Source organism: Arthrobacter sp. 05L417, from assembly GCF_056397865.1.
This window is the reverse complement of record NZ_JBFTOG010000013.1, coordinates 80,720-100,967: the sequence shown is the minus strand read 5'-3', so window position 1 is coordinate 100,967 and position 20,248 is coordinate 80,720. Positions and strand designations below refer to the sequence as shown.

Genomic DNA, 20,248 nt, shown 5'->3' with positions numbered 1-20,248 from the left:
CCCCGGATGAGGGCAAACGGTGCAGAATGGGGCCATGACGTCCGCCGTGCTTTCCACCCAAACGCTCACCCCGGAACTCCTCCGCGCCTGGGCGTGGAATAGGCAGGGCCTGGACGGCTCGCTCGCGGGCAAGACGTCCGAGGAAGTCTTGGACCGCGCAGGCTGGGCCCGTTCCGTCGGCGGCGCCAACCCCTACCTGACGCTCTTTGCCCGGGCCGGGATCAGGCGCGAACAGGTGGATCGCGACGTCGCGGAGCTGAGAATCCACGAGCTTCCGACCGCCCGCGGATGCACGTACGTCCTCGGCCGGAACGACTTCGCCTGGGGCCTCCAAGTCGGCCGGGACGCCGCGGTGGCGCCGTTCAAGGTCCTGGCCCGGCTCGGCGTCGAACGCGGTGAGATTACCCTGCTCGAAGAGCAAGTGCTGCACACCCTCCTGGAATCCAGCGACCCCATGGACCCGAAACAGCTCAGGGACGAACTCGGCGAGTCCGTCCGCAGCCTCGGCGAAGAAGGCAAGAAGAAGGGTGCATCCACCACGCTCCCCACGGCCTTGGGCCTCCTCCAAGCCGACGGCCGCATCCGCAGGGTCCCCGTCAATGGCCGCCTCGACCAGCAGCGCTATGCCTACACGTCGTGGGCGCTGCCGCCCAGCACCATCGACGACGACGCCGCCCGCGCGCGCTTGATCGAACGGTACCTGCGCTGGACGGGTGGTGCGACGTTCAAGCAGAGCCAATGGCTTACCGGCTTCACAGTCGCGCAGAGCAAGGCGGGGCTGGCCGCCGTCGGCGCCGTCGAAGTGACGACGGCGGCAGGCGAGCCGCTCTGGATGCTGCCCGACGACGTCGAGCACCTTTCCGCGTTCAAGGCACCGCACGAGGAACAGATCCAGCTTCTGGCCGGGACGGATTCTTTGGTGCTGTTGCGCAGGAACTCGGCGGACATGCTGGCTGAAGGCGATCGGGGCCGGAAGATCCTGGACACCACGCTCGTGCTGCAGGCAGACCTCTCGGACCATCCGATCCTGGACCGGGGACGGATCATCGGGCTGTGGCAATACGATCCGGGCAAGGAACGGATCGCAGCCTGGACGTTCGACAAGCCCAGCGCGGCCGTCGCCCAGCGAATCAGTGAGGTGGAGAGCTGGATCCGCGAAGACCTCGGGGACTTCCGCTCGTTCAGCCTGGACTCGCCGGCATCGCGACAGAAACGCATCGACGCCCTGGACAGTGCCAATTCATAAGACGAACGCTGGTCTCAGGTTGGAGTGCTTCAGTCCACCCAGAATCCGGAGAACTCGCCGGTGGCTTGCGTGAAGGTGGCATCCACGTGTTTTACGCGGCCTGGAGCATCCCGGGATTGCAGCCATTCCAGCAGGGAGTCGACGGATTCGCGGTCACCCTCGGCTATCACCTGCACCGAGCCGTCCAACTGGTTGGCCGCCTCCCCGGTCAGTCCGAGCATTCGGGCTTGGTGCATTGTCGAGTAGCGGAAGCCGACGCCCTGGACGCGGCCGGTCACCATGGCCGTGACCCGCACCGGGGAACTCATGCGGCACCCGATCCATATGGCCGAGTAATTGCCTCGAGGAAATGCCCGTCCGGATCCGCGAAGTAGACGCCGCGTCCGCCGTCGTTGTGGTTGATCTGCTGGGGGCGGGACCGCGCAGGGTCCGCCCAGTAGGGGATTTCCTCGGCCTGGATCCGGGAGAAAATCCCGTCGAAATCTTCCTCGCTGACCAGGAAGGCGTAGTGCTGGGGAGAGATTGGCCGGTCGGCTGTCGCGAAATCGAGCGCTACTCCGTGTTCAAAGGACACGGTCATGAAGGACCACATGGGCTGCGGCTTCGGGAGTCCAAACACCTTGGCGAGGAACTCCGCCGAGTGCCGCTTGTCCGTTGCGTAGACGATGGTGTGGTTGAAAGAGACTGTCATGAGGTCCTCCTCAGATGTGCTGCCTGAGACCATCTGACGTCCAACCCCTCACAATTTCAAGGGGCCTCCGACGCGTGCGATCCGACGGCTGCTGCTATTTCCGGTGGGCTGCGAAGAAATCGCGGAGCAATGCCGAGCATTCCTCTTCGCGTACGCCGGCGTAGACCTCCACCCAGTGATTGAGCCTGCGTTCACGCAAGATATCGAACACGGATCCAGCAGCACCGGCTTTCTCGTCCCAGGCGCCGAAGACCACCCGCGGAATCCGGGCCAGCACGATGGCCCCTGCGCACATGGCACACGGCTCCAGCGTCACCACAAGGGTGCAGTCCTCGAGCCTCCAGCCGTCTCCGCCTTCGCCGAGCTCAAGGGCGTGGCGTTGGAGGGCGGCTGCCGCCTCACGGATGGCGACAATCTCGGCGTGCGCCGTTGGGTCGCCGTGCGCTTCCCGTTCGTTCCTCCCGGCACCCAGCACGCCGCCGTCGGGCCCTAAAACGACGGCACCGATCGGTACATCCTCCGTATCCAGCGCCCGCCGGGCCTCGTCCAGGGCCAGGCCCATCCAGGCCGCGTGCTCTGCGTGATAAGGCTCGTTGGTGCTCATGCCTCAATGATAGTTTTGGAGTCATGCGCACACTCGTCGTGGACCACCCGCTGGTCGCTCACAAGCTCACCGTTCTGCGGGATAAGAACACTCCTTCACCGGTCTTCCGGCAACTCACCGAAGAACTCGTCACCCTGCTGGCCTACGAGGCCACCCGCGAGGTCAGGACCGAAGCGGTAGAGATCGAAACCCCCGTCACCAAGGCGATCGGTACCGCCTTCACGAAGCCGACTCCGCTGGTGGTCCCCATCCTGCGCGCAGGCCTCGGCATGCTGGAGGGCATGACCAAGCTGGTCCCCACCGCCGAAGTGGGCTTCCTGGGCATGGCCCGCGATGAAGAGACCCTGGACATCATCACCTACGCCGAGCGCCTCCCCGAAGACCTCACCGGCCGCCAGATCTTCGTCCTGGACCCCATGCTCGCCACCGGCGGCACACTGCGCGAAGCCATCAAGTTCCTCTTCAAACGCGGCGCTTCGGACGTCACGTGCATCTGCCTGCTTGCAGCCCCGGAAGGCCTGGCCAAGCTGGAAGAAGAGCTTTCAGACGCCAACGTCAAGATCGTTCTCGCCTCGATCGACGAGAGGCTCAACGAGAAGGCCTACATCGTTCCGGGCCTGGGCGACGCCGGAGACCGCCTCTACGGCGTAGCCGGCTAGCGAGTCCGGCTAGCAGCTAACCCGCCCGGCGCTGGGCCTTGCTTGCCTTGAGCACCATGGGCAGCTTGGACCGCAGCGTGCATTCAAGCAACTCCTCGGCCGTCGGGTCCTGTTCGTAGACCTCCGGCAGGCGGATCCCGATCAGGGTGTTCATGAGCATGCCCTGCGCTAGGAAGTCGCGAGCGGTTTCGGGGGACAGGCCGGCTTCGTCCCGCACCAGGCGGTAAATATCCAGGAATCCTTCCCTGGCCCGCGCCCCGATGGCGGGCTCATGACCTGCCACGAAGGCCTGCATCAGCATCATGAGGATCCCGCGGTCCGCCACGAGATCCGCGTAGGCGATGGCCATGAGCTGCTTGAGCTGTTCCGGCCGGCCGCTCCCGGCGGCCGGATCAAGGTGCTGCAGTTCTTCGGCGAATCCTCCGGCGTCGTACGCGGAGATGACGTCGCGGAACGCGCGCATCAACTTGCCGTGGGCACGGTCCAGGGCCTCCAGGAACAGGGTTTCCTTGGTGCCGAACATCCGCACCACGTATGGCTGGCTGATCCCTGCGGCCTTGGCCACTTGGTCCGTGGTGGACCCGGCGTATCCGCGCTCGGCAAAGACACCGGTGGCAGCTTCCAGGATCAGTTCGCGCCGCTGCGCCGCTGGTATGCGTCCGGCAGTTGCCTGGCCGCTTGAGCCTGTTTCCGGGGCGCCTGTGCCCGCTGTTTTCTTCGCCACACTTGACATGTTATCAGTCGATAACTAACTTTTGGCTTTAAGTAATCATTCGATTACAACAATCCGAAAAGTGGCACCCTTCAGCGCCCCGTGGAGTCATCATGAAACGCACCATTCCCGTTTGGCTGGCCATTGTGGCGGCCTCCCTTCCCGTCTTCATGGCCACGCTGGACAACCTTGTGGTCACCAACGCACTGCCCGTGATGCACAAGGCCCTCGGCGCGAGCGTTGAGGAACTGCAGTGGATCGTCAACGCCTACTCCCTGAGCTTCGCGGCATTCATGTTGCTGGCCGTCGGCCTGGGGGACCGCTTCGGCCGCCGACACGTGTTCATCGCCGGCCTTGCCGTCTTCACCCTGTCTTCCGCCGCAGCCGCCCTTAGCACGGACCCGGCGCAGCTCATCGCCGCGCGCGCAGTCCAAGGCGTGGGCTCCGCGGCGCTCATGCCGCTATCGCTCACCCTGCTGGTGGGCTCGGTCAGCGACAAGCTGCGCCCGCTCGCCATCGGCATCTGGGGCGGAGTCTCCGGCTTGGGTGTCGCACTGGGGCCGCTGATCGGCGGCGCAGTCGTGGAAGGCTGGAGCTGGGAAGCGATCTTCTGGCTCAACGTGCCCATTGGCATCCTGTCGATTCCGCTGGCGCTCTTCGCGCTTCCGAACAGCTTCGGCGCCCGCGTCCGCGCCGACGTCGTAGGCCTTCTTCTCTCCGGACTTGGCCTCTTGGCGCTCGTTTTCGGCATTGTCCGAGGGAACGACGCCGGCTGGTCCAGTGCCGAAGTCCTCGGCGCCTTGATCGGTGGCGGGGTCCTGCTGCTTGCCTTCGTCCTGTGGGAATCCCGCGTTGCCGCGCCGCTCCTTCCACTCCGGCTCTTCCGCGACCGTAGCTTCACTGTGGCTAACCTGATCGGCCTGACCTTCAGCTTCGGGATCTTCGGCTCCGTCTTCATCCTCATCCAGTTCCTGCAGGTGGTGCAGGGCCACGGACCCCTCGCAGCCGGCGTGATGACCATGCCCTGGACCTTGGCCCCCATGTTCGTGGCCCCACTCGCCGGTCTGCTGGCACCGCGGCTTGGCACCAGGACCCTGATGATCGCGGGCCTCCTGCTGCTGACAGCGGGCATGTTCTGGCTGGCCGGAGTCCTTTCCGCGACCGCCCCGTACGAGACTCTGGTGCCCGGATTTGTGGCGGCTGGAATCGGTATGGGCCTGGTTTTCGCCCCGATGTCGACGTCGGTGCTCGCCAACATGCGCGCCGAGGACCACGCGAAGGCGAGCGGCACCAACTCCACTCTCCGGGAGATCGGTGTAGCACTTGGCGTGGCCGTGCTGACGGCAGTCTTCACGGGAGCCGGCGGCAAACTCACTCCCACGGGCTACGTGGAAGCGGCCATTCCCGCCGTCTACGTTGGTGCGGCCGTGCTGGTCCTTGCCACGCTGGTGGCGTGGCTCCTTCCGTCCCGAGCCCGAGCCCGCGCGCAAGCTGAAACAGAAGCCGGCGTGGGCACCTGGGGAGGCGCCGCCGTCGAACTCGTCAACGCGGGGTCACTTACGGCCCAATTCGAGCAGCAACATGGGCTGTAAGTGACCCCGCGTTGTGCTCGGCCCCTACCGGTTTTCCGGCTCCGCCGATAGCCTTTGGCCCATGGACTGGAAACTTGAACTTGTGTTTGTCCCTGTGTCCGATGTGGACCGCGCCAAGGATTTCTACGTCAACAAAGTGGGCTTCAACGCCGACTACGACGAGCGGCCCATGGACGGCATCCGCTTCGTCCAATTGACTCCGCCTGGCTCGGCATGCTCCATCTGCATCGGCGAAGGCCTGAACGACGCCCCTCCAGGCACCGCCCCCAGCCTGCAGATGGTGGTGGGCAATATTCAGGAAGCGCACGATCAGCTCAAGGCCAACGGCGTGGAAGTCAGCGACATCGACATCCAGGATTGGGGCCACTTTGTGTACTTCGCCGATCCGGACGGCAACAAATGGGCCGTCCAGTACATCCCGCACAGGCCCAACGGCTAGGACTCACACCGTAAGAGTTGGGCCGCGGAACGGATACGCAGGCAGGATGGATGCATGAACCTGCCTGCTGAAGCCGTGAAAACCCTGACCGTCCGGGCTGTCCTCTTCGATATGGACGGCACCTTGGTGGACTCCACCGCGATCGTCGAGGAAGTCTGGAGCGAATTCGCGGGCCGGTATGGACTGGACATCGGCGAGATCCTGCGGACTTCACACGGGGTCCAAGCCAAGGACACGGTGCGCCGTTTCGCCCCGGCTGGAGCCGACATCGACGCGCTTGCGGAGGAACTCGGCGAGATGGAACGGACCCGGACGGACGGGATCGTGGCGTTGCCCGGAGCCTCGGAACTGTTGCGGTCCTTGCCTGCCGACGCCGTCGCCATGGTCACCTCGGCCGATCGGATCCTCGCCGGAGTGCGCATGAAGGCGGCCGGACTCGAGATGCCGGGGACCACTGTCACTTCCGAGGCTGTAACGCGCGGCAAACCGGACCCGGAAGGCTACCTTAAGGCCGCCGCCCTGCTGGGTGCGGAGCCGGCCGACGTCGTCGTCTTCGAAGATGCCCCCGCGGGCATCGCTTCCGCCCGTGCGGCGGGCATGCGGACCGTGGTGGTGGGCGACGCCGGAGGCGAGGCGGCAGATGGGCTGTGGCAGATCGCGGACTACTCAGCTGTCACTGCCACGGCGAGCCTGGACGCTTCCGGTCGCCGGGTAATCGAGCTCCGGTTCTAGCGTCAGCGGGCTTGATGTAGGCCGGACGGGTCCTGTTGTTCCCCGGAGGACGAGGGTTCCCTCGAAGATGATCCTCGCTCCGGTCAGGCTGGTTGAGCCTGGGTTCTCGGAGAGGGCGGCGACGGCGCGCCGGGCTGCTGCACCGACATTGACCGCAATCGTCGAAAGGGCAGGAAACGTTGTGGTCGCGAGGGTGTCGTCGCATCCGATGACACTCACGTCCTTCGGTACGTCCACGCCCGCGGCGGCGAATCCGCCCATCAGGCCGTGCGCAATGACGTCGTCAAAAGCGATGACAGCCGTGACTCCGGACGCTGCCACTGAATCGCCGAGCGCCTTCGCGGCTTCGTAGGTGCCCGGATCCGCACTGAAGTGCGTGACCTCGAGGGCGTGGGCCTTCGTGAAGTTGTCCACCGCCGAGTGACGCTGCTTGTTTGCCCATGATTGTGGTGGCCCGCCGACGTAGGCTATGCGACGGTGGCCGAGCTCGGCCAAGTGCGTCAGCGCGGAGCGGATGGCTGCAGTGGTGTCCAGCAGCACCCGGTAGGTTTCAGGAACATCGCGGTTGATGAACGCCACGCGTTGGGAATCGGCGATTTGCCGGATGCGGGACGAAGCGAGCCGGGAAGATACGACGATCAACCCTTCGACCTGGGGAGCCATCCGTGAGATGAGACGGTCTTCCCGGTTGGGGTCTTCATCCGTGTCCGCCAAGAACACGGATAGCCCGAGGTCGCTGGCGTAGTTTTGGGCCGCTCGGACCAGCGGAGGGAAGAACGGGTTGGCGATGTCCGGCACGATGAGTCCGATAGCGCCGGCGCGTCCTGTCGAGAGGGCGCGCGCGTGATGGTTCGGCACGTAGCCGGCGGCTTCGGCAGCCTTTTGAACCAATGCCACCGTCTCCGGTTTGAGGAGGTTTGGCCGGGTAAAGGCCCTGGACACGGTTGAGGGGGCGATGCCGAGTTCGGCCGCCAACTGCGTAATGGTCGGCCGGCCTGTCATTGGAGCTCACCCACGAGTTCCAATGCGGCCTGGACCAGGGCTTCGGCACTCCCAGGCGCGAAGGGGGCCGGCATGCCGTAGTAGCGGTGCGCGTCCTCCACTTCGTATCCTCCGAAGTCATATTCGTCCGCGCTCGGGAAGTATCCCGGGCACCCGTTGGTGTAACCCGTAACGAATACGGGCCCGTCCACCTCGGAGGCGATGGCTTCCGTTGCGGCCAGGAATGGTTCTCCGGGTAATCCTACGAGGGTCAGGCCCTGCCAGTTGAAGACGCTCACTGGTGCGTCCCAGGACATTTTCTCGTCGGGACTGCGGTCCACGGCCCATTGCTTCCACGCGTTGAGGAGGGATCGCCGGCCCGGATCTGCCGAAACCGCTTCCGCCTCCCACTGCCGGCTCAACTCCGAGGGGGAAACCGCGTCGCGCGCATTCATTGCGACGCCGACGGTCCTCCGGGCCGCCGAGGTCTCCCGGGAATCGAAGACCGGGAGGAGCCGGGTCCCCAACGCGGATGCCGCCACATGTTCTCCGATCTTTCGCGCCTGCTCCATCGTCCTGCCGGCGGAGCCGGAAAGCGAGTACGACGCGTCGGCACGATGGCCCGAGTTGATGTCACCGGCGGTCCCGGGCAGGAAAAGGGCCACTGAGCCTGGGGAACGTTCCTCCAGGACGCTCCTGGTGAACGCCGGATAGTCGCCGCTGATGAGCCGGTTTTCCGGACCCAGGACCACCGGGTGGCACGGATAGAGCAGGATCCAGGCAAGCACTTGTCCGCGCGCATCGCTGAATGTAGCGACTTGGACGGGCGGGTCCACGGCACGTTCGGGATGGCGTCGGTTCCTGGCAATGTCCACTCCGCGCGATTCGCCGTATTGCAAGGTGGCAGGCTGCTGGGAGGCCAACGCGGTCTCGGCGGCCTCGTGGCAAGCCACGACGATCTCCTCCAGGAGACCCGGGTCATGGCCTCCGAGCCGGCCCGGCATGACGCACGGACCTGCGTGGGTATGTGTCGCGGTGATCGCGACACGCTCCGGCATGAAGGGCAAGCCGCGTGCGACGCGGGTGCACGTGTCTTCGTGGAGGCCGCACACATCCACGGTGATCCAGCACGTGTCATCGACAGCCAACGCCCGGACGCTCAGGGGGTCGTGGACGCCGGTGCTCGGTTCCGTCCTCGCTGCGAATCCGGCCATTGGCGTACCTGCGGGCGGTGAGATCTCGACGACGGCGGCGCCCACCCGCATGGTGGCCTGCTCGGCTTCGCTGGTATTCATTCCGGTCTGCCCGATACTTTCCGGCCGTGCTGGACAACCTCGGTAATGGTCCCCGCTTCGGGTCCTTCCCCGGTGATCAGGACAAAATCTGCCGGGGAACCGACTCGAAGGTGGCCGAGCCCCGGCCGGGTGCCGGGGATCACCCGAGCGGGAGTGGATGTCACCATTTTGAGGGCTTCCGGTAGATCCAGGCCGACGTCGTGGATCACGTTGCGGAAACCGTCCGGCAGGGTAGCGGCGGCCCCTGCGAGCAGATCCGTGCCCACATGGGAGAGCCTTCCGTCAGGGGCAAGATCCACCAGGCCGCCCACGGAAGTACTGTGGCGGCCAGGCTCGCTACCGGCCAGTGCAGTGCTGTCCGAGACAAGATAAGCGCGTTCGGGGGTCTTTGCCCTGATCATCACTTTCAGCGTATCGCTGGGCAAGTGGTGGCCGTCCGCTATGAGTCCCGCCGTGAGGCGATCGTCCGCCAGTTGAGTCCACAGGGCATTAGGGTGTCTGGGCAGCATGGTCGCTATGCCGTTGCCCAGATGGGTCGCCAGGCGGGCTCCCGCGGTGACGGCAGCCGTGACTTGTCCAGGACTCGCGTGCGTGTGTCCGATGGCCACTTCGACGCCGAGTTCGCGGATTTGCGCGATCTGGGCAGGCGCATCGGGCGTGTGCGGGGAGACGGTGACGATACCGACCATTCCGCTTGCGCGAAGCCAGCGCCGGACCTCCTGGACGTCCAAGGGGCGAACGAATCCTGCATCGTGGACGCCCCGGGGACCATCCTGGTCCGAGATGAAGGGGCCCTCGATGTGGACGCAGGGGATAGCTGCCCTGGTGCTTGGATCAATTTCGCAGGCCCGGTTGATCTGCTCGAGCGCGCCGGTGATGGCCTCCTCCGACGCTGTCACAATGGTCGGCACCCACGTCGTGACGCCCAGCTTCGCCAGCTCGGCGCTCATGTTGATGATGGTTTGCGGGCTGACGTCAGCGGCGTTGACGTCGAATCCGCCGTAACCGTTGACCTGGCCATCGATAAATCCCGGTGCGATGACGGGCAGCCCTTGGTCAGGGTCGATCTCCCGCACAGACAGGATGGTCGTGTCGTAGGCGATTTCCAGATTGATCCCTCGGTGGGGGTCTTTGCCCACAATCGTTTTGGGCTGTGTCACAGCTTGTGTACCCGTCCTTTGAAACGTGAAATGAATTGCTGGTTGGCTTCGTCCCCGCCGGGAGCATTTCCCGATCGCCACAATGGCGGCTCAACGCCGATTTCGTTCAGCTTGCTGATGGCGGACATCATGAGCAAGTTCAGGGTGAAGGCGTTGGCGAACGTGGACACGGCGGCCGTTTTTTCCTTTGCCCCGGGGACCTCCATGACGGCGTCTCCGACCGGAACCTTCGTGTCGATGTGGTGGTCGACGACGTCGTGCAGGTTCAGCTTCTGTGGATGCCGTGCGGGGTGGTCACCGGCTGTTTCCTCTGCGTGCTCCCGCGAGGAAACGCCGATGGTCTTGACGGACAGTTCGCGTGCCGTCAGGGCCGCGTCGATAAGCGCGCTATTGATGCCGTAGGCGTTGACCAGGATGAGGACGTCCCCTGGTCCGAGGCCGGCGTCCTCGATGACGATCCGGCCGTAACCCGGAGTCCGCTCCATGGCCATTGAGCGGAGGGCGCCGCTGGAGAGCAGGGTGCCTTCGTCCAAAATGGCTGAAACGTGCATAAGCCCGCCTGCCCGGAAGAACACTTCCTGGCTTGCCAGGTTCGAATGACCGCCGGGGCCGTAGATGTGGACCAGTTCGTCCTTGGCTACCTGGGCGGCGAGAATGTCCGCGGCGACGCTGATGTTTTCGGCTTCTTCCAGGCGGATCCGCCCGAGGAGTTCGGTGATTTTTCCGAGGTAGTCCTGCGACAGCTGCTCATTTGAGTTCATCGCGGATCGGATTCGGCGTCGAGGTAGATGGTGACGTTGGGGTGGGTGCGCAACGCCGTACCGGGGTGGTCTCCGCTGATCGGCTGGTTCAGCGTGTTGTGGACGGCCGTCCTTTTGGCATGGCCGGGAACGGAAGCGATGATTTCGGAGGCGTGCAGCAAGCGCGGGATGGAGACGGTGATGGCGCGCCGCGGAACGTCGTCGAAGCTTGCGAAATGCCCTTCATCCACCTGTTGCTGGCGGCTTACCTGGTCCAGGTTGATGACGCGGGCGGGCAGCGGGTCGGCGAGGTCGGCCGGGGGATCGTTGAAGGCAAGATGGCCGTTGACGCCCAAGCCGAGCAGGACGAGGTCAAACGGATCTTGGCCCATCAGCGTGCCATAGCGCTGCGCTTCCTCTTCGGCGGGGTTCCCCGGATCGATGCGGTGAAAGGTGGTCGGCGGAAGGTGGCTGAAGAACGTGCGTTGCAGCCAGTTTCCGAATCCTTGGGGTGCGTCGGCCTCGAGCGCGAGGTAGTCGTCCATGTGGAAACACGTTATGCGGCTCCAGTCGATGCCGGGCTCCTGGACGAGCGCCTGAAGCGTTGCCTCCTGGCTGGGAGCTGCTGCGAGCATCAGCCGGACTTCCCGCTGGTTCCGGAGCGCCTTGCGCAGCGTTTCCGCTGCATGCGCGCCTGCGTGTTTCCCCAGCGCGGCCCGGTCCGGGTGTGTGGAAACGGCGGGGCTGTAAATGGTCAGTGCTGTCACGTGTGTGTCCTTCGGGTTTCTAGTTCAGTGGTCAGGAGGAGAGATCGGGCTATATGGAAGGGGTCTTTGACTGGCAGCGCCACCACCTTGTCGAGCGGCTTCCCTTCGCGGTCGCGTATTTGCAGCCACTCCTGGCCGGAAGGGTCCGGAAAGGTATTGAGGGTGTAGGACCAGATCCGCTCATGCCAGTCCAGGAGGTCCCGACGCCCGAAACTCTCGGCGAGCAGCCTGGTTGCGTAGAGTGCCTCCACCTGGACCCACCACAGTTTGGTGTCCCATGTTTGGGTCACCAAAGTTTCGTAGGGGTCGTTGCCGAAGAGCCTGCCCCGCGGTTCATCTCCAGTGCTGTCGACGTATCGGAAGACGCCGCCGTGCTGGTCATCCCAGCCGGCTTCCAGGGCCCGGACGGCAAGGTCCGGAAGCCAGTCCGGAATCCGGGGCGCAAGTTCAGGCATGATGTCGACGGCCTCCATGACCATCCAGAGCATCTCGAGCAGGTGGCCGGGGGTGCGGTGGCGGGCCAGGAGCGTGTCCAGGTCACCGCTGCTGTCCGGCCGGTATTCCCACCAGGTGTCGGCCTTCCACATGCCTTCGGAGTTTCCGTCTCCGAGGAGCTGGGAAAGTGCTGCGCCGGCTGTTTCCGCGCTTTCGGCCGAGCCGCTGGCCAGGTGCAACTGGGCGCCCACATTCAGCAGCAGCATCAGCCCGGCGGCATCCTTGAATCCTGCCCGGACGGGGTATGGCTCGGACGGAGCGCTCCGGGCCTCGATCCTTTCTTCGGAATGTGCCAGAAGCGCATGGGCTGATTGCAGCCACTCTTCACGTTCCCGGTGTGCGGCTTGGGGAAGCCGGGCTGCACCCGCCAGGCCCAGGGCCGCAAAGAGGTCAGCCAGTACACTGACTGCGATCTCCCCGTGCGGCCCGGACGGCAGCGCCTGCCCCTCAGCCGATGTGCGGTATGCCGTCACGCTGCCGTCCAGGATGGCGTGTGCCTGGATGAACCTGGCGGTTTCAATCGACAGGGTTGCCCACAGCTGGGGATCTTCCCCGATGATTGCGGCCTCGCTGTCCAGCGCAATCCTTGAGCAGAGCCAAGCCCAGCGGCCTTGGGACCACGTATATTTTTCGTTCGAAAGTAATCGCCCCGAGTTGGAAAAGCACGTGAAAACCCCGCCGTCTTTCCTGTCGACTCCGTTCTCAAGCCACCAAGGGAGGATGCCCTTGAGGAGCTGATCCCGTATTTCGGAACCGGTTGCGCTCATGCCACGGTGCTTTCAACTGGAAGCGTTGTAGCCGGCTCAAGGTCACGGTCAAGGGACTCGACAAGGGCGTCCGAAGCTTCGTTGTGCCAAGGGCGCAGCCAGCCGAAGACGCAATAGACGATTGCGGACGCAAGCACGGGGGCGGCCACGTTGATCGTCTGTGCACTGGCCGTGCCGAGGCTCGCGATCGGAGCGGCCAAAACGTACTTTGCGAGTGCGAAAACGATCAAACCGGTGGCCCAGGAGAACAATGCCGCAGAGGGCCCGCAGCGCCGGAATGGTCGCAACATCCCGAGCAGCATGGGAACGGCGATCGGCCCTACCAAGGCTCCGAACCAGAGGATTATCAGGCCCAGGACGCCGCCGAATGAATCCGCGCTCAGGGCAATGACCATGGACAATCCGATGAACAGGAACGTGGAAATCCGGCCACCCAGTAGTTCCGCTCGCGAAGTCAGCGGCTGCCGGGAACCGCGCAACGCAGGGATGATGTCCCGGATGACGACGGCGGAAATCGCGTTGGCGTCCGAAGAGGTCATGGCCATGGTGTGTGAGAACATTCCGGCGACGACCAAGCCGACGAGGCCGGCCGGCAACAGCTGCTGGGTCAGAAGCGCATAAGCCTGATCCGGGTGCGTCAGATTGGGCAGGATCAGCGGCGCGGCCCACATGGGGAAGAAAAGCACCAGTGGCCACACGAGATATAGTCCGCCCGAAAGCAGGACCGATTTGCGGGCCGCTGAGCCGGATGGGGCCGCAATGAAGCGTTGAGCCAGATTCCAGGTTCCGCCGTTGTAGGAAATCGTGCTGATCAGGCAATAGGCGAGGAAGAATCCGATGGTATAGTCCCCGGCGAATGGCTGCGAGTGGGAGGCCGGCAGCCGGGACCAGATTCCCGCGATCGAGGAAACGCCCCCAAGCTTGGCCACCGCGAAGATGAGCATCGCAACGCCCGCTACTGACTGGATGATGAACTGGCCCATATCCGTCAAGGCATCCGCCCACAAGCCGCCAATGGTCGAATAGATGAGCGTGACCCCGCCGACGATCAGGATGCCAACTGCAATCGGAACCCCGGCGAACACGTTCAGGAGGATCGCGCTGGCCGCCCACTTGGCCGCAACATCGAAGACTTTCAATGCGGCACCGGACCAAGCCAGTACTTGCTGCGCGGGTAGGTTGTAACGGGTAGCCAGGTATTCGAGCGGGGAGATGATTCCCAAACGCTGCCTCAGTCGCGGCCAGCGCGGGGCGAAGAAGACAGCGCCAACAAGGCAGGCAATGGTGATCGTAAGGGCCCACCACACGTACAGTGCGAAACCGGTGGTGTAGGCGATGGCGGCGTAGGCCACGAAGACAGCAGCCGAATAGCCGGACATGTGGTGGGAAATCCCCGCCAGCCACCACGGCATCTTCCCACCGGCTGTGAAGAAGTCCGCGGCGTTTTTCACTCGGCTCTTGGCCCACCAGCCGATCCCTATCATGACCACGAAGTAGGCCCCTAAAACGAGCCAGTCGGCGAAATACATACATGCTCCTTGATGCGACGAAAGCTTGGAAATGGGATCTGCAGTGGCGTCCACTTTTCTCTGCAAACGTTTGCAAAACAAGAGTCTTTTTGAAACTTTTCCTCGGGCCTCCTCAGCCGCCGCGCCAAGGACTTCTATGTCAACAAAGCCGAGCAGGGAGACGGCAACAGACGGGCTGTGGCAGATTGCGGATTACTCCGCGATCATTGCCACAGCCCGTCCGGGTGCTTCGGTCAGCCCACTCAGCCGGCCAGTGCGTACACCGTGGTCCCGCCGATGGTCTGTGACTGGAAGTTCGCAGCCACCCATTGCTCGATCTGCGCAGGAGCGTCCGATCCGCTGTTCGCCTGCATGGTCCCCCCGGCGATGAAGTAATGGATCTTGCCTTGTGCCACGAGCTGCTGGAACTGTTCGAGCGTCGGGGACGGGTCCGTGCCGTTGAAGCCACCCACAGCCATCACGGGCAGTTCGGTGGCCAGTTGGTAGCCGGCGGCGTTGTTGGAGCCTACGACGGCGGCCGCCCACGTGTAGTTCGAGGCGCCGGATTTCAGCGCGGCAACCATTTCCGACGACGGCGTGGTGGCGCCAAGCAGGCCGCCCATGCCGCCGCCTTGCCGGTTCCCGCCGAAGCCGCCGCCCTGGGCGCCCGGCTGTTGGAGGGCTTGCGGGGGAGTGTTCTGGGCCCCTTGCCCGAAGCCGCCCCGGCCTCCAAAGCCGCCGAAGCCACCAAATGTAGTCGTTGGACCGGCACTGGGGATTGCGCCGCTGTGCGTCACGGAGGCGGTTGAGATGGAGTACGCCAAGGGGCCGGCGAGGGAGGCCGCTAGGGCGAGCACCGCCGTCGTGCGCTGAAGGATGCGGGACGGGAAACGTCCCGAGAGTAGCACCCCGGCCGCGGCTGCCAGTGCCCCCAACAGCACCGCCCAGCGCAGCAACGGACCATAGGAGGTGGTGCTGCCCAGGAGGTCGAAGGCCGTGAATCCTGCTGCGGCCACTGCCATGGCGAGCATGACCGCGGCGACGAGCTGTGCGCGATGCTGCCACAAAAGCACGCCGCCCAGACCGGCGAGCCCGGCTATGCCCGGGGCCAGCGCTACCGCGTAGTAGGGGTGGATGATGCCAGCCATGAAGCTGAACACGAGCCCGGTGACAAGCACCCACGAACCCCACACGATCACCGAAGCCCGGACGGAATCCGTGCGCGGGGCGCGGCGGCCCAGCCACAGGAGTCCCGCTCCGAGGATGAGCACGGAGGGGAGCAACCACGCGATCTGGCCGCCGAACTCGCTGTTGAACATCCGGAACAGCCCGGGAACTCCCCAGCCGTTGCCGCCCCCGACGCTGCCGGTCTCCCGGCCGCTGAGCCTACCCAGGCCGTTGTAACCGAGCGTCAGTTCAAGGATGGAGTTGTTCTGGGAGCCGCCGATGTAGGGCCGCATGTTGGCCGGAATGAGTTCGACGACGGCGAGCCACCAGCCGGCCGAGACCACCATGGCCGCCCCCGCCGCAAGCAGCCGAAGCAGGCGACGCCCCACTCCACCTTGCGCGGCAACCACGTACGCCACGATAAATCCAGGAACCACCAGCAGGACCTGGAGTTGCTTGGTCAGGAAGCCGAAACCCAGGAACACCCCGGCAAACAGGAGCCAGCGCAGTTTGTTGTCCTGGATGGACCGCAGCGTGGCGTAACCGGCGGCCGTCATGAGCTGCACCAGCAGGGCGTCCGGGTTGTTGAACCGGAAAATGAGGGTGGCTACTGGGGTGATGGCCATGACGACGGCGGCCAACAGCCCGGCCCGGTGGGCGAGCCGTGGATCGCCGCTGGCGGGGACCGCGGCTCGCCGGACTGCCAGATACAGCAGCCATGCCGTGGCGACGCCCATGAGCGCCTCGGGGACCAGGATGCTCCAGGAGTTCAGCCCGAAGATCCGTACCGAGAGGTCCATGATCCAGAGCGACGCCGGCGGCTTGTCCACCGTGATGGAGTTGGCGGCGTCGGAGGATCCGAAGAACCACGCGGTCCAACTCTGCGAACCGGCCTGGGCCGCCGCGGAATAGAACGCATTGGCCCAGCCGGAAGCGCCGAGATTCCAGAGATACAGGACCGCGGTTGCGAGGAGCACAATGCCGAGCTCCACGCGATCCCGCAGGGCCTGCGGACCACGGTTGCTGCGGGGCCGTCGGGTCAGGCCGGCCCGGGCGCGGCCGCCCCCTCTCCGGGGAGCGGCCGCTCCCGGCGGCTCTACCGAACGCGACGGCGGAGCCGACTGACCGGCCTTGGAACCGGTGTCTGTGGAATAGGAAGTGGTCATCGGGATCTACTTTGTCAGCTTGTAGACGGTGGAGTTGCCCACCGTCTGGGCTTGGAAGTTGGCCTGTACCCAGGAGGCTACCTCGGAATTGCTACCTTGGCCTCCGAACCCGCCGCCGCCACCCATGCCTCCACCTGCGATGTAGTAACCGATCTGTCCCTTGGCCACCATGTCCTGGAACTGTGCCAGCGTCGGGTAGGGATCGCCGCCGTTCCAGCCCCCGAGTGCGATCACGTTCGTGTTCGTGGCGAGCTCAAGGCTTGCGGCTTGGGTGGCACCGGAGACGATCGCCGACCACTTCGTGGTGGTGGAAGTCAGCAGCGCGGTCAGTCCGGCGTCGGCCGTTCCCTCGGAACCGGGCCCTACCGCCTGACCCGCGCCACCGGCTGCGCCGAAACCTCCGGCGCGGCTTCCGAAGCCGCCCATGGGGGAGCCGGTGGGACCCGACGTCGGGATGGAACCGGAGTGCGCGGTAGCCGCCGTCGCGAGCGTCCATGCCGCGGTTCCGAGGCCGCCGGCCAGAAGCGAGACAACTACGACGGCCGCGGCCGCTGCATTCCGGAAGCGGCCGGCAAAGCGAAGTGAGTCAAGGCGAAGCAGGATTGCCGCGGCCGCCACCACCCCCAGGACGACGATCACGATGCGCAACCATGGAAGCCATGAGGCATCGCGGCCCAGGAGAACCGCGGACCACGCTGAACTACCGAGGATTACCACGGCCAGGACGATCCTGGCTGGCCAATATCCGCGGCCACGCCACAGCTCAACACTGCCAATGCCCACCAGGGCAGCGATTGCGGGTGCGAGCGCTACCGCGTAGTAGGGGTGGACGATGCCGCTCATGAAGCTGAAGACGCCCGCCGTGACCAGAAGCCAACCACCCCACAGGACGAGCGCGGCACGGGTGCGGGACACTCGCGCTTCCCGGCGGGTGAACCACAGGCCAGCCGCCAGAAGAATCAGCGCAGCGGGGAGAAGCCAGGAGACTTCAGCACCGAAGCTCGTGCCAAACATGCGGGTGATCCCGGCAGCTCCACCGAAACCGGTGTTGCCACCGCCGCCGCCAAAGGCGCCGAGGCCACCGAGATTGCCCCCTGCAGGGGCGCCCGCTCCGCCTCCGCCGGGCGTCCCTTCGCCCGAGCCGGTGATGCGGGACAGCCCGTTGTAGCCAAAGGTCAGCTCCAGGAAGCTGTTGGTTTGCGAACCTGCCATGTAAGGCCGTGACGAGGCCGGGGTCAGCTGGAAAAGAACGATATAGCTGCCCGCCACTACTGCGATACCGGCCAATGCGCCGAGCAGGTGCAGCAACCTCCGCCGCAACGGAGTGGGTGCGGCCCAGAGGTACGCGAGTCCCAGGCCCGGAACAATCAAGAATCCCTGCAGCATTTTGCTCAGGAACGCGAGGCCAACGACGGCGCCGGCTGCGGCGAGCCATTTCCAGCCCGCGCGTTCGATGGCACGGGTAGTGAAGTACGCCGCCAGGACCAGGCACAGGGTCAGCATGGCGTCGGGATTGTTGAAGCGGAACATGAGCGCCGCCACCGGCGTCAGAGCCAATGCGCCACCGGCCAACAAGCCAGCGCCTGGTCCCGAGACCCGCTTGACCGTCAAATAGAGGAAACCGACGGCGGCCACGCCCATCAGTGCCTCGGGAACCAGCATGCTCAGGGGAGAGAAGCCGAAGATCCGGCCCACCAAAGCGGGGATCCACAAAGACGCCGGGGGCTTGTCCACGGTGATGGCGTTGCCGGCGTCGAGCGAACCGAACAGAAACGCCGTCCAGTCCTTGGTGCCGGCCTGGATGGCCGCGGCGTAGAAGGAGTTTCCGTAGCCGGTAGCCGCGAGGTTCCAAAGATACAGGAAGGCTGTGGCTACGAGGAGCCCGGCGGCGGACGGCCGTACCCAACGGGGCTGTCGGCCAAAGGCGTATCGCGTCCAACGGGGCGCGGCACCGGGGGCTGACGGGCCGGCCGAGTGACGCGGTGCGTCGGCAATCCCGACGCCGGATCCGGCGTCAGCATTTCCGGCGGCCGGTCCTGTGCTTGCGGGAGTAATCGTGGAGGTCATGATGCTGCCGTTTCTGTGCGCGATTTGGCTTGTTTGGTGGGTGCAGTCGCCTGGGCGGCAGGCTGCCGGAAGACCCAAAGCCGGAACAAGAGGAAACGGACTGCGGTAGCGGCGAGGTTAGCGGCGACCACGGTGAGGAGTTCACCCCAGCGGTCCGGCGTCGTCGTACTGTGCACCAAGGCGAGCGCCCCGGAGGTGAGCGCGAGGCCGATCCCGAAGACGATCAAACCCTCGAAGTGGTGCCGAACGGGATTGCCGCCCTGGATGCCGAAAGTGAAGCGCCGGTTGGCACCGGTGTTGGCGATGGCCGTGATGAGCAGCGCCAGGAAGTTGTCCAGTTGCGGGTCCATGAAGCCGCGGCAGAACAGGAAGATGAGCACATAGGCGAGGGTGGACGCAGCGCCGATCGCGGCGAACCGGACCAGTTGCCCGAAAAGGCTGCTGCGCGGGCTTTGCTCGGCAGTACGCGACGACGCCGGAAGCGGCCCGCGTGCAAGTGCTGCCCGCAGTTCCGGGATGGGGATGCGGCCCGAGACGAGATCCCGGGTGAGCCGGACCATGCCTCGGATGTCGGCCAGGGCGGTGCGAACCACGTCGACGCTCGAATCGGGATCGTCGATCCAGTCGACAGGAACCTCGTGGACCCGGAGGCCGCAGCGTTCGGCGAGGACCAGGAGTTCAGTGTCGAAGAACCATGAGTTGTCCAAGGTATGGGGGAGGATCTGCTGTGCGACATCTGCCCGGATCGCTTTGAAGCCGCACTGGGCATCGCTGAAACGGGCACCCATGAACGAGTGCAGCATCAAGTTGTAGCTACGCGAAATGAACTCGCGCTTGGGGCCGCGGACAACCCGCGAGTTGCGGGTCAGCCGTGTGCCGATGGCGAGGTCCGAATGGCCGGAGATCAGTGGCGCCAAAAGGGGCGCCAGCGCGGCGAGGTCGGTGGAGAGATCCACGTCCATGTAAGCGAGGACCGGCGACGGCGATGCCAGCCACACCTTGCGCAGGGCGTTACCGCGTCCCTTCTCCTCAAGATGGACAACCGCGAGCTCAGGCAGTTCCCTTGCCACGCGCTCCGCGATTTTCAAGGTGCCGTCCGTGCTCGCGTTGTCCGCCACGGTGATGCGGAAGCCGTGCGGGAAGGATTCGCGCAAGTGGCCGTGAAGCCTGCGCAGGCACTCCTCGAGGTCGCGTTCCTCATTGAAGACGGGGATGGTGACGTCGAGGACAGGGATGGCGGTGTGGGTGTCCACGGGGGCGCGACGCACGGTGCTCGGTTGAATTGGGGTGTTGGGTTGAACGGGGGTGTTGGGGTGGAAAGGCGCGTTGCCTTGGATGGGAAGGCCCGGCGGCACCACCGCGGGGTCCTTCAGGGTTCCGGAGGTGGATTCGATGAGCGTCATGTATCCAGAGTGCGGCTGCCTAATATGAGGGCTTTAGGCGGAACCTGTGACGTGGCT

At 65.0% G+C, this 20,248-nt stretch carries 19 protein-coding genes; 5 read left to right on the top strand and 14 right to left on the bottom strand.

What is annotated here, in order from left to right; genetic code table 11:
* The first annotated feature begins 34 nt into the window (after positions 1–34).
* Positions 35–1,246 (top strand): DNA glycosylase AlkZ-like family protein, encoded by a 1,212-nt coding sequence (locus AC1DJW_RS12130; RefSeq protein ID WP_476901510.1) that lies wholly within the window; start codon positions 35–37, stop codon positions 1,244–1,246.
* 29 nt (positions 1,247–1,275) lie between these two features.
* Here AC1DJW_RS12130 and AC1DJW_RS12125 read toward each other — a convergent pair whose 3' ends face one another.
* The 3 genes from AC1DJW_RS12125 to tadA form a co-directional block, all read right to left on the bottom strand.
* On the bottom strand, positions 1,276–1,554 hold the full coding sequence (locus tag AC1DJW_RS12125) for an acylphosphatase (protein WP_284753509.1): 279 nt from the start codon (positions 1,552–1,554) through the stop codon (positions 1,276–1,278).
* Positions 1,551–1,937: a VOC family protein gene (locus AC1DJW_RS12120; protein ID WP_476901509.1), complete on the bottom strand. Its 387-nt coding sequence runs from the start codon at positions 1,935–1,937 to the stop codon at positions 1,551–1,553. The genes AC1DJW_RS12125 and AC1DJW_RS12120 overlap by 4 nt, the downstream gene beginning before the upstream one ends.
* A gap of 94 nt (positions 1,938–2,031) precedes the next feature.
* Positions 2,032–2,541 carry a tRNA adenosine(34) deaminase TadA gene (gene tadA, locus AC1DJW_RS12115; protein WP_236815026.1) on the bottom strand — a complete coding sequence of 170 codons (510 nt, stop codon included), beginning with the start codon at positions 2,539–2,541 and terminating at the stop codon, positions 2,032–2,034.
* Positions 2,542–2,564: 23 nt separating this feature from the next.
* Here tadA and upp point away from each other — a divergent pair, with 23 nt between their 5' ends.
* The gene (upp, locus tag AC1DJW_RS12110) at positions 2,565–3,200 is read left to right on the top strand and encodes a uracil phosphoribosyltransferase (RefSeq protein ID WP_236815028.1); all 636 of its coding nucleotides are present in this window, start codon (positions 2,565–2,567) and stop codon (positions 3,198–3,200) included.
* A gap of 16 nt (positions 3,201–3,216) precedes the next feature.
* Here upp and AC1DJW_RS12105 read toward each other — a convergent pair whose 3' ends face one another.
* Complete coding sequence (locus AC1DJW_RS12105) at positions 3,217–3,924, bottom strand: TetR/AcrR family transcriptional regulator (RefSeq protein ID WP_476901508.1); 708 nt, start codon at positions 3,922–3,924, stop codon at positions 3,217–3,219.
* 101 nt (positions 3,925–4,025) lie between these two features.
* Between AC1DJW_RS12105 and AC1DJW_RS12100 the strand changes: the two genes are divergently transcribed.
* From AC1DJW_RS12100 to AC1DJW_RS12090, 3 genes are all read left to right on the top strand, one after another.
* Positions 4,026–5,504, top strand: a complete 1,479-nt coding sequence (locus AC1DJW_RS12100) for an MFS transporter (RefSeq protein ID WP_476901507.1) — start codon at positions 4,026–4,028, stop codon at positions 5,502–5,504.
* 61 nt (positions 5,505–5,565) lie between these two features.
* Positions 5,566–5,943 (top strand): VOC family protein, encoded by a 378-nt coding sequence (locus AC1DJW_RS12095; protein WP_284753500.1) that lies wholly within the window; start codon positions 5,566–5,568, stop codon positions 5,941–5,943.
* 54 nt (positions 5,944–5,997) lie between these two features.
* Positions 5,998–6,675: an HAD-IA family hydrolase gene (locus tag AC1DJW_RS12090; RefSeq protein ID WP_476901506.1), complete on the top strand. Its 678-nt coding sequence runs from the start codon at positions 5,998–6,000 to the stop codon at positions 6,673–6,675.
* Here the strand turns inward: AC1DJW_RS12090 and AC1DJW_RS12085 are convergent.
* From AC1DJW_RS12085 to AC1DJW_RS12040, 10 genes are all read right to left on the bottom strand, one after another.
* Positions 6,610–7,677: a LacI family DNA-binding transcriptional regulator gene (locus AC1DJW_RS12085; protein WP_476901505.1), complete on the bottom strand. Its 1,068-nt coding sequence runs from the start codon at positions 7,675–7,677 to the stop codon at positions 6,610–6,612. The two genes, AC1DJW_RS12090 and AC1DJW_RS12085, sit on opposite strands and share 66 nt — an antisense overlap.
* Entirely contained in the window at positions 7,674–8,951 is a 1,278-nt protein-coding gene (locus AC1DJW_RS12080; RefSeq protein ID WP_476901504.1) for a neutral/alkaline non-lysosomal ceramidase N-terminal domain-containing protein, read from the bottom strand. Before AC1DJW_RS12080 ends, AC1DJW_RS12085 begins: the two co-directional genes overlap by 4 nt.
* Positions 8,948–10,111, bottom strand: coding sequence for an N-acetylglucosamine-6-phosphate deacetylase (locus AC1DJW_RS12075; RefSeq protein WP_476901503.1), 1,164 nt, complete (start codon positions 10,109–10,111; stop codon positions 8,948–8,950). Before AC1DJW_RS12075 ends, AC1DJW_RS12080 begins: the two co-directional genes overlap by 4 nt.
* Positions 10,108–10,872 (bottom strand): sugar isomerase domain-containing protein, encoded by a 765-nt coding sequence (locus tag AC1DJW_RS12070; protein WP_390281218.1) that lies wholly within the window; start codon positions 10,870–10,872, stop codon positions 10,108–10,110. Before AC1DJW_RS12070 ends, AC1DJW_RS12075 begins: the two co-directional genes overlap by 4 nt.
* Positions 10,869–11,618 (bottom strand): 6-phosphogluconolactonase, encoded by a 750-nt coding sequence (locus AC1DJW_RS12065; protein ID WP_459341490.1) that lies wholly within the window; start codon positions 11,616–11,618, stop codon positions 10,869–10,871. Before AC1DJW_RS12065 ends, AC1DJW_RS12070 begins: the two co-directional genes overlap by 4 nt.
* On the bottom strand, positions 11,615–12,880 hold the full coding sequence (locus AC1DJW_RS12060; protein WP_476901502.1) for an AGE family epimerase/isomerase: 1,266 nt from the start codon (positions 12,878–12,880) through the stop codon (positions 11,615–11,617). The genes AC1DJW_RS12065 and AC1DJW_RS12060 overlap by 4 nt, the downstream gene beginning before the upstream one ends.
* Complete coding sequence (locus AC1DJW_RS12055; RefSeq protein ID WP_476901501.1) at positions 12,877–14,409, bottom strand: sodium:solute symporter family protein; 1,533 nt, start codon at positions 14,407–14,409, stop codon at positions 12,877–12,879. The genes AC1DJW_RS12060 and AC1DJW_RS12055 overlap by 4 nt, the downstream gene beginning before the upstream one ends.
* 242 nt (positions 14,410–14,651) lie before the next feature.
* On the bottom strand, positions 14,652–16,721 hold the full coding sequence (locus tag AC1DJW_RS12050; RefSeq protein WP_476901500.1) for an ArnT family glycosyltransferase: 2,070 nt from the start codon (positions 16,719–16,721) through the stop codon (positions 14,652–14,654).
* A 6-nt stretch (positions 16,722–16,727) separates the two neighbouring features.
* Positions 16,728–18,788 (bottom strand): glycosyltransferase family 39 protein, encoded by a 2,061-nt coding sequence (locus AC1DJW_RS12045; RefSeq protein WP_476901499.1) that lies wholly within the window; start codon positions 18,786–18,788, stop codon positions 16,728–16,730.
* A complete protein-coding gene (locus AC1DJW_RS12040) occupies positions 18,785–20,191 on the bottom strand; it encodes a bifunctional glycosyltransferase family 2/GtrA family protein (RefSeq protein WP_476901498.1) in 1,407 nt (468 codons plus the stop codon). Before AC1DJW_RS12040 ends, AC1DJW_RS12045 begins: the two co-directional genes overlap by 4 nt.
* Between the last annotated feature and the right edge of the window lie 57 nt (positions 20,192–20,248).

Excerpts from the sequence above, each read along its gene's own strand:
- AC1DJW_RS12130 (WP_476901510.1), top strand. The coding sequence starts at position 35 with ATGACGTCCGCCGTGCTTTCCACCCAAACGCTCACCCCGGAACTCCTC.
- AC1DJW_RS12125 (WP_284753509.1), bottom strand. The coding sequence starts at position 1,554 with ATGAGTTCCCCGGTGCGGGTCACGGCCATGGTGACCGGCCGCGTCCAG.
- AC1DJW_RS12120 (WP_476901509.1), bottom strand. The coding sequence starts at position 1,937 with ATGACAGTCTCTTTCAACCACACCATCGTCTACGCAACGGACAAGCGG.
- tadA (WP_236815026.1), bottom strand. The coding sequence starts at position 2,541 with ATGAGCACCAACGAGCCTTATCACGCAGAGCACGCGGCCTGGATGGGC.
- upp (WP_236815028.1), top strand. The coding sequence starts at position 2,565 with ATGCGCACACTCGTCGTGGACCACCCGCTGGTCGCTCACAAGCTCACC.
- AC1DJW_RS12100 (WP_476901507.1), top strand. The coding sequence starts at position 4,026 with ATGAAACGCACCATTCCCGTTTGGCTGGCCATTGTGGCGGCCTCCCTT.
- AC1DJW_RS12095 (WP_284753500.1), top strand. The coding sequence starts at position 5,566 with ATGGACTGGAAACTTGAACTTGTGTTTGTCCCTGTGTCCGATGTGGAC.
- AC1DJW_RS12090 (WP_476901506.1), top strand. The coding sequence starts at position 5,998 with ATGAACCTGCCTGCTGAAGCCGTGAAAACCCTGACCGTCCGGGCTGTC.
- AC1DJW_RS12085 (WP_476901505.1), bottom strand. The coding sequence starts at position 7,677 with ATGACAGGCCGGCCGACCATTACGCAGTTGGCGGCCGAACTCGGCATC.
- AC1DJW_RS12080 (WP_476901504.1), bottom strand. The coding sequence starts at position 8,951 with ATGAATACCAGCGAAGCCGAGCAGGCCACCATGCGGGTGGGCGCCGCC.
- AC1DJW_RS12070 (WP_390281218.1), bottom strand. The coding sequence starts at position 10,872 with ATGAACTCAAATGAGCAGCTGTCGCAGGACTACCTCGGAAAAATCACC.
- AC1DJW_RS12060 (WP_476901502.1), bottom strand. The coding sequence starts at position 12,880 with ATGAGCGCAACCGGTTCCGAAATACGGGATCAGCTCCTCAAGGGCATC.
- AC1DJW_RS12055 (WP_476901501.1), bottom strand. The coding sequence starts at position 14,409 with ATGTATTTCGCCGACTGGCTCGTTTTAGGGGCCTACTTCGTGGTCATG.
- AC1DJW_RS12050 (WP_476901500.1), bottom strand. The coding sequence starts at position 16,721 with ATGACCACTTCCTATTCCACAGACACCGGTTCCAAGGCCGGTCAGTCG.
- AC1DJW_RS12045 (WP_476901499.1), bottom strand. The coding sequence starts at position 18,788 with ATGACCTCCACGATTACTCCCGCAAGCACAGGACCGGCCGCCGGAAAT.
- AC1DJW_RS12040 (WP_476901498.1), bottom strand. The coding sequence starts at position 20,191 with ATGACGCTCATCGAATCCACCTCCGGAACCCTGAAGGACCCCGCGGTG.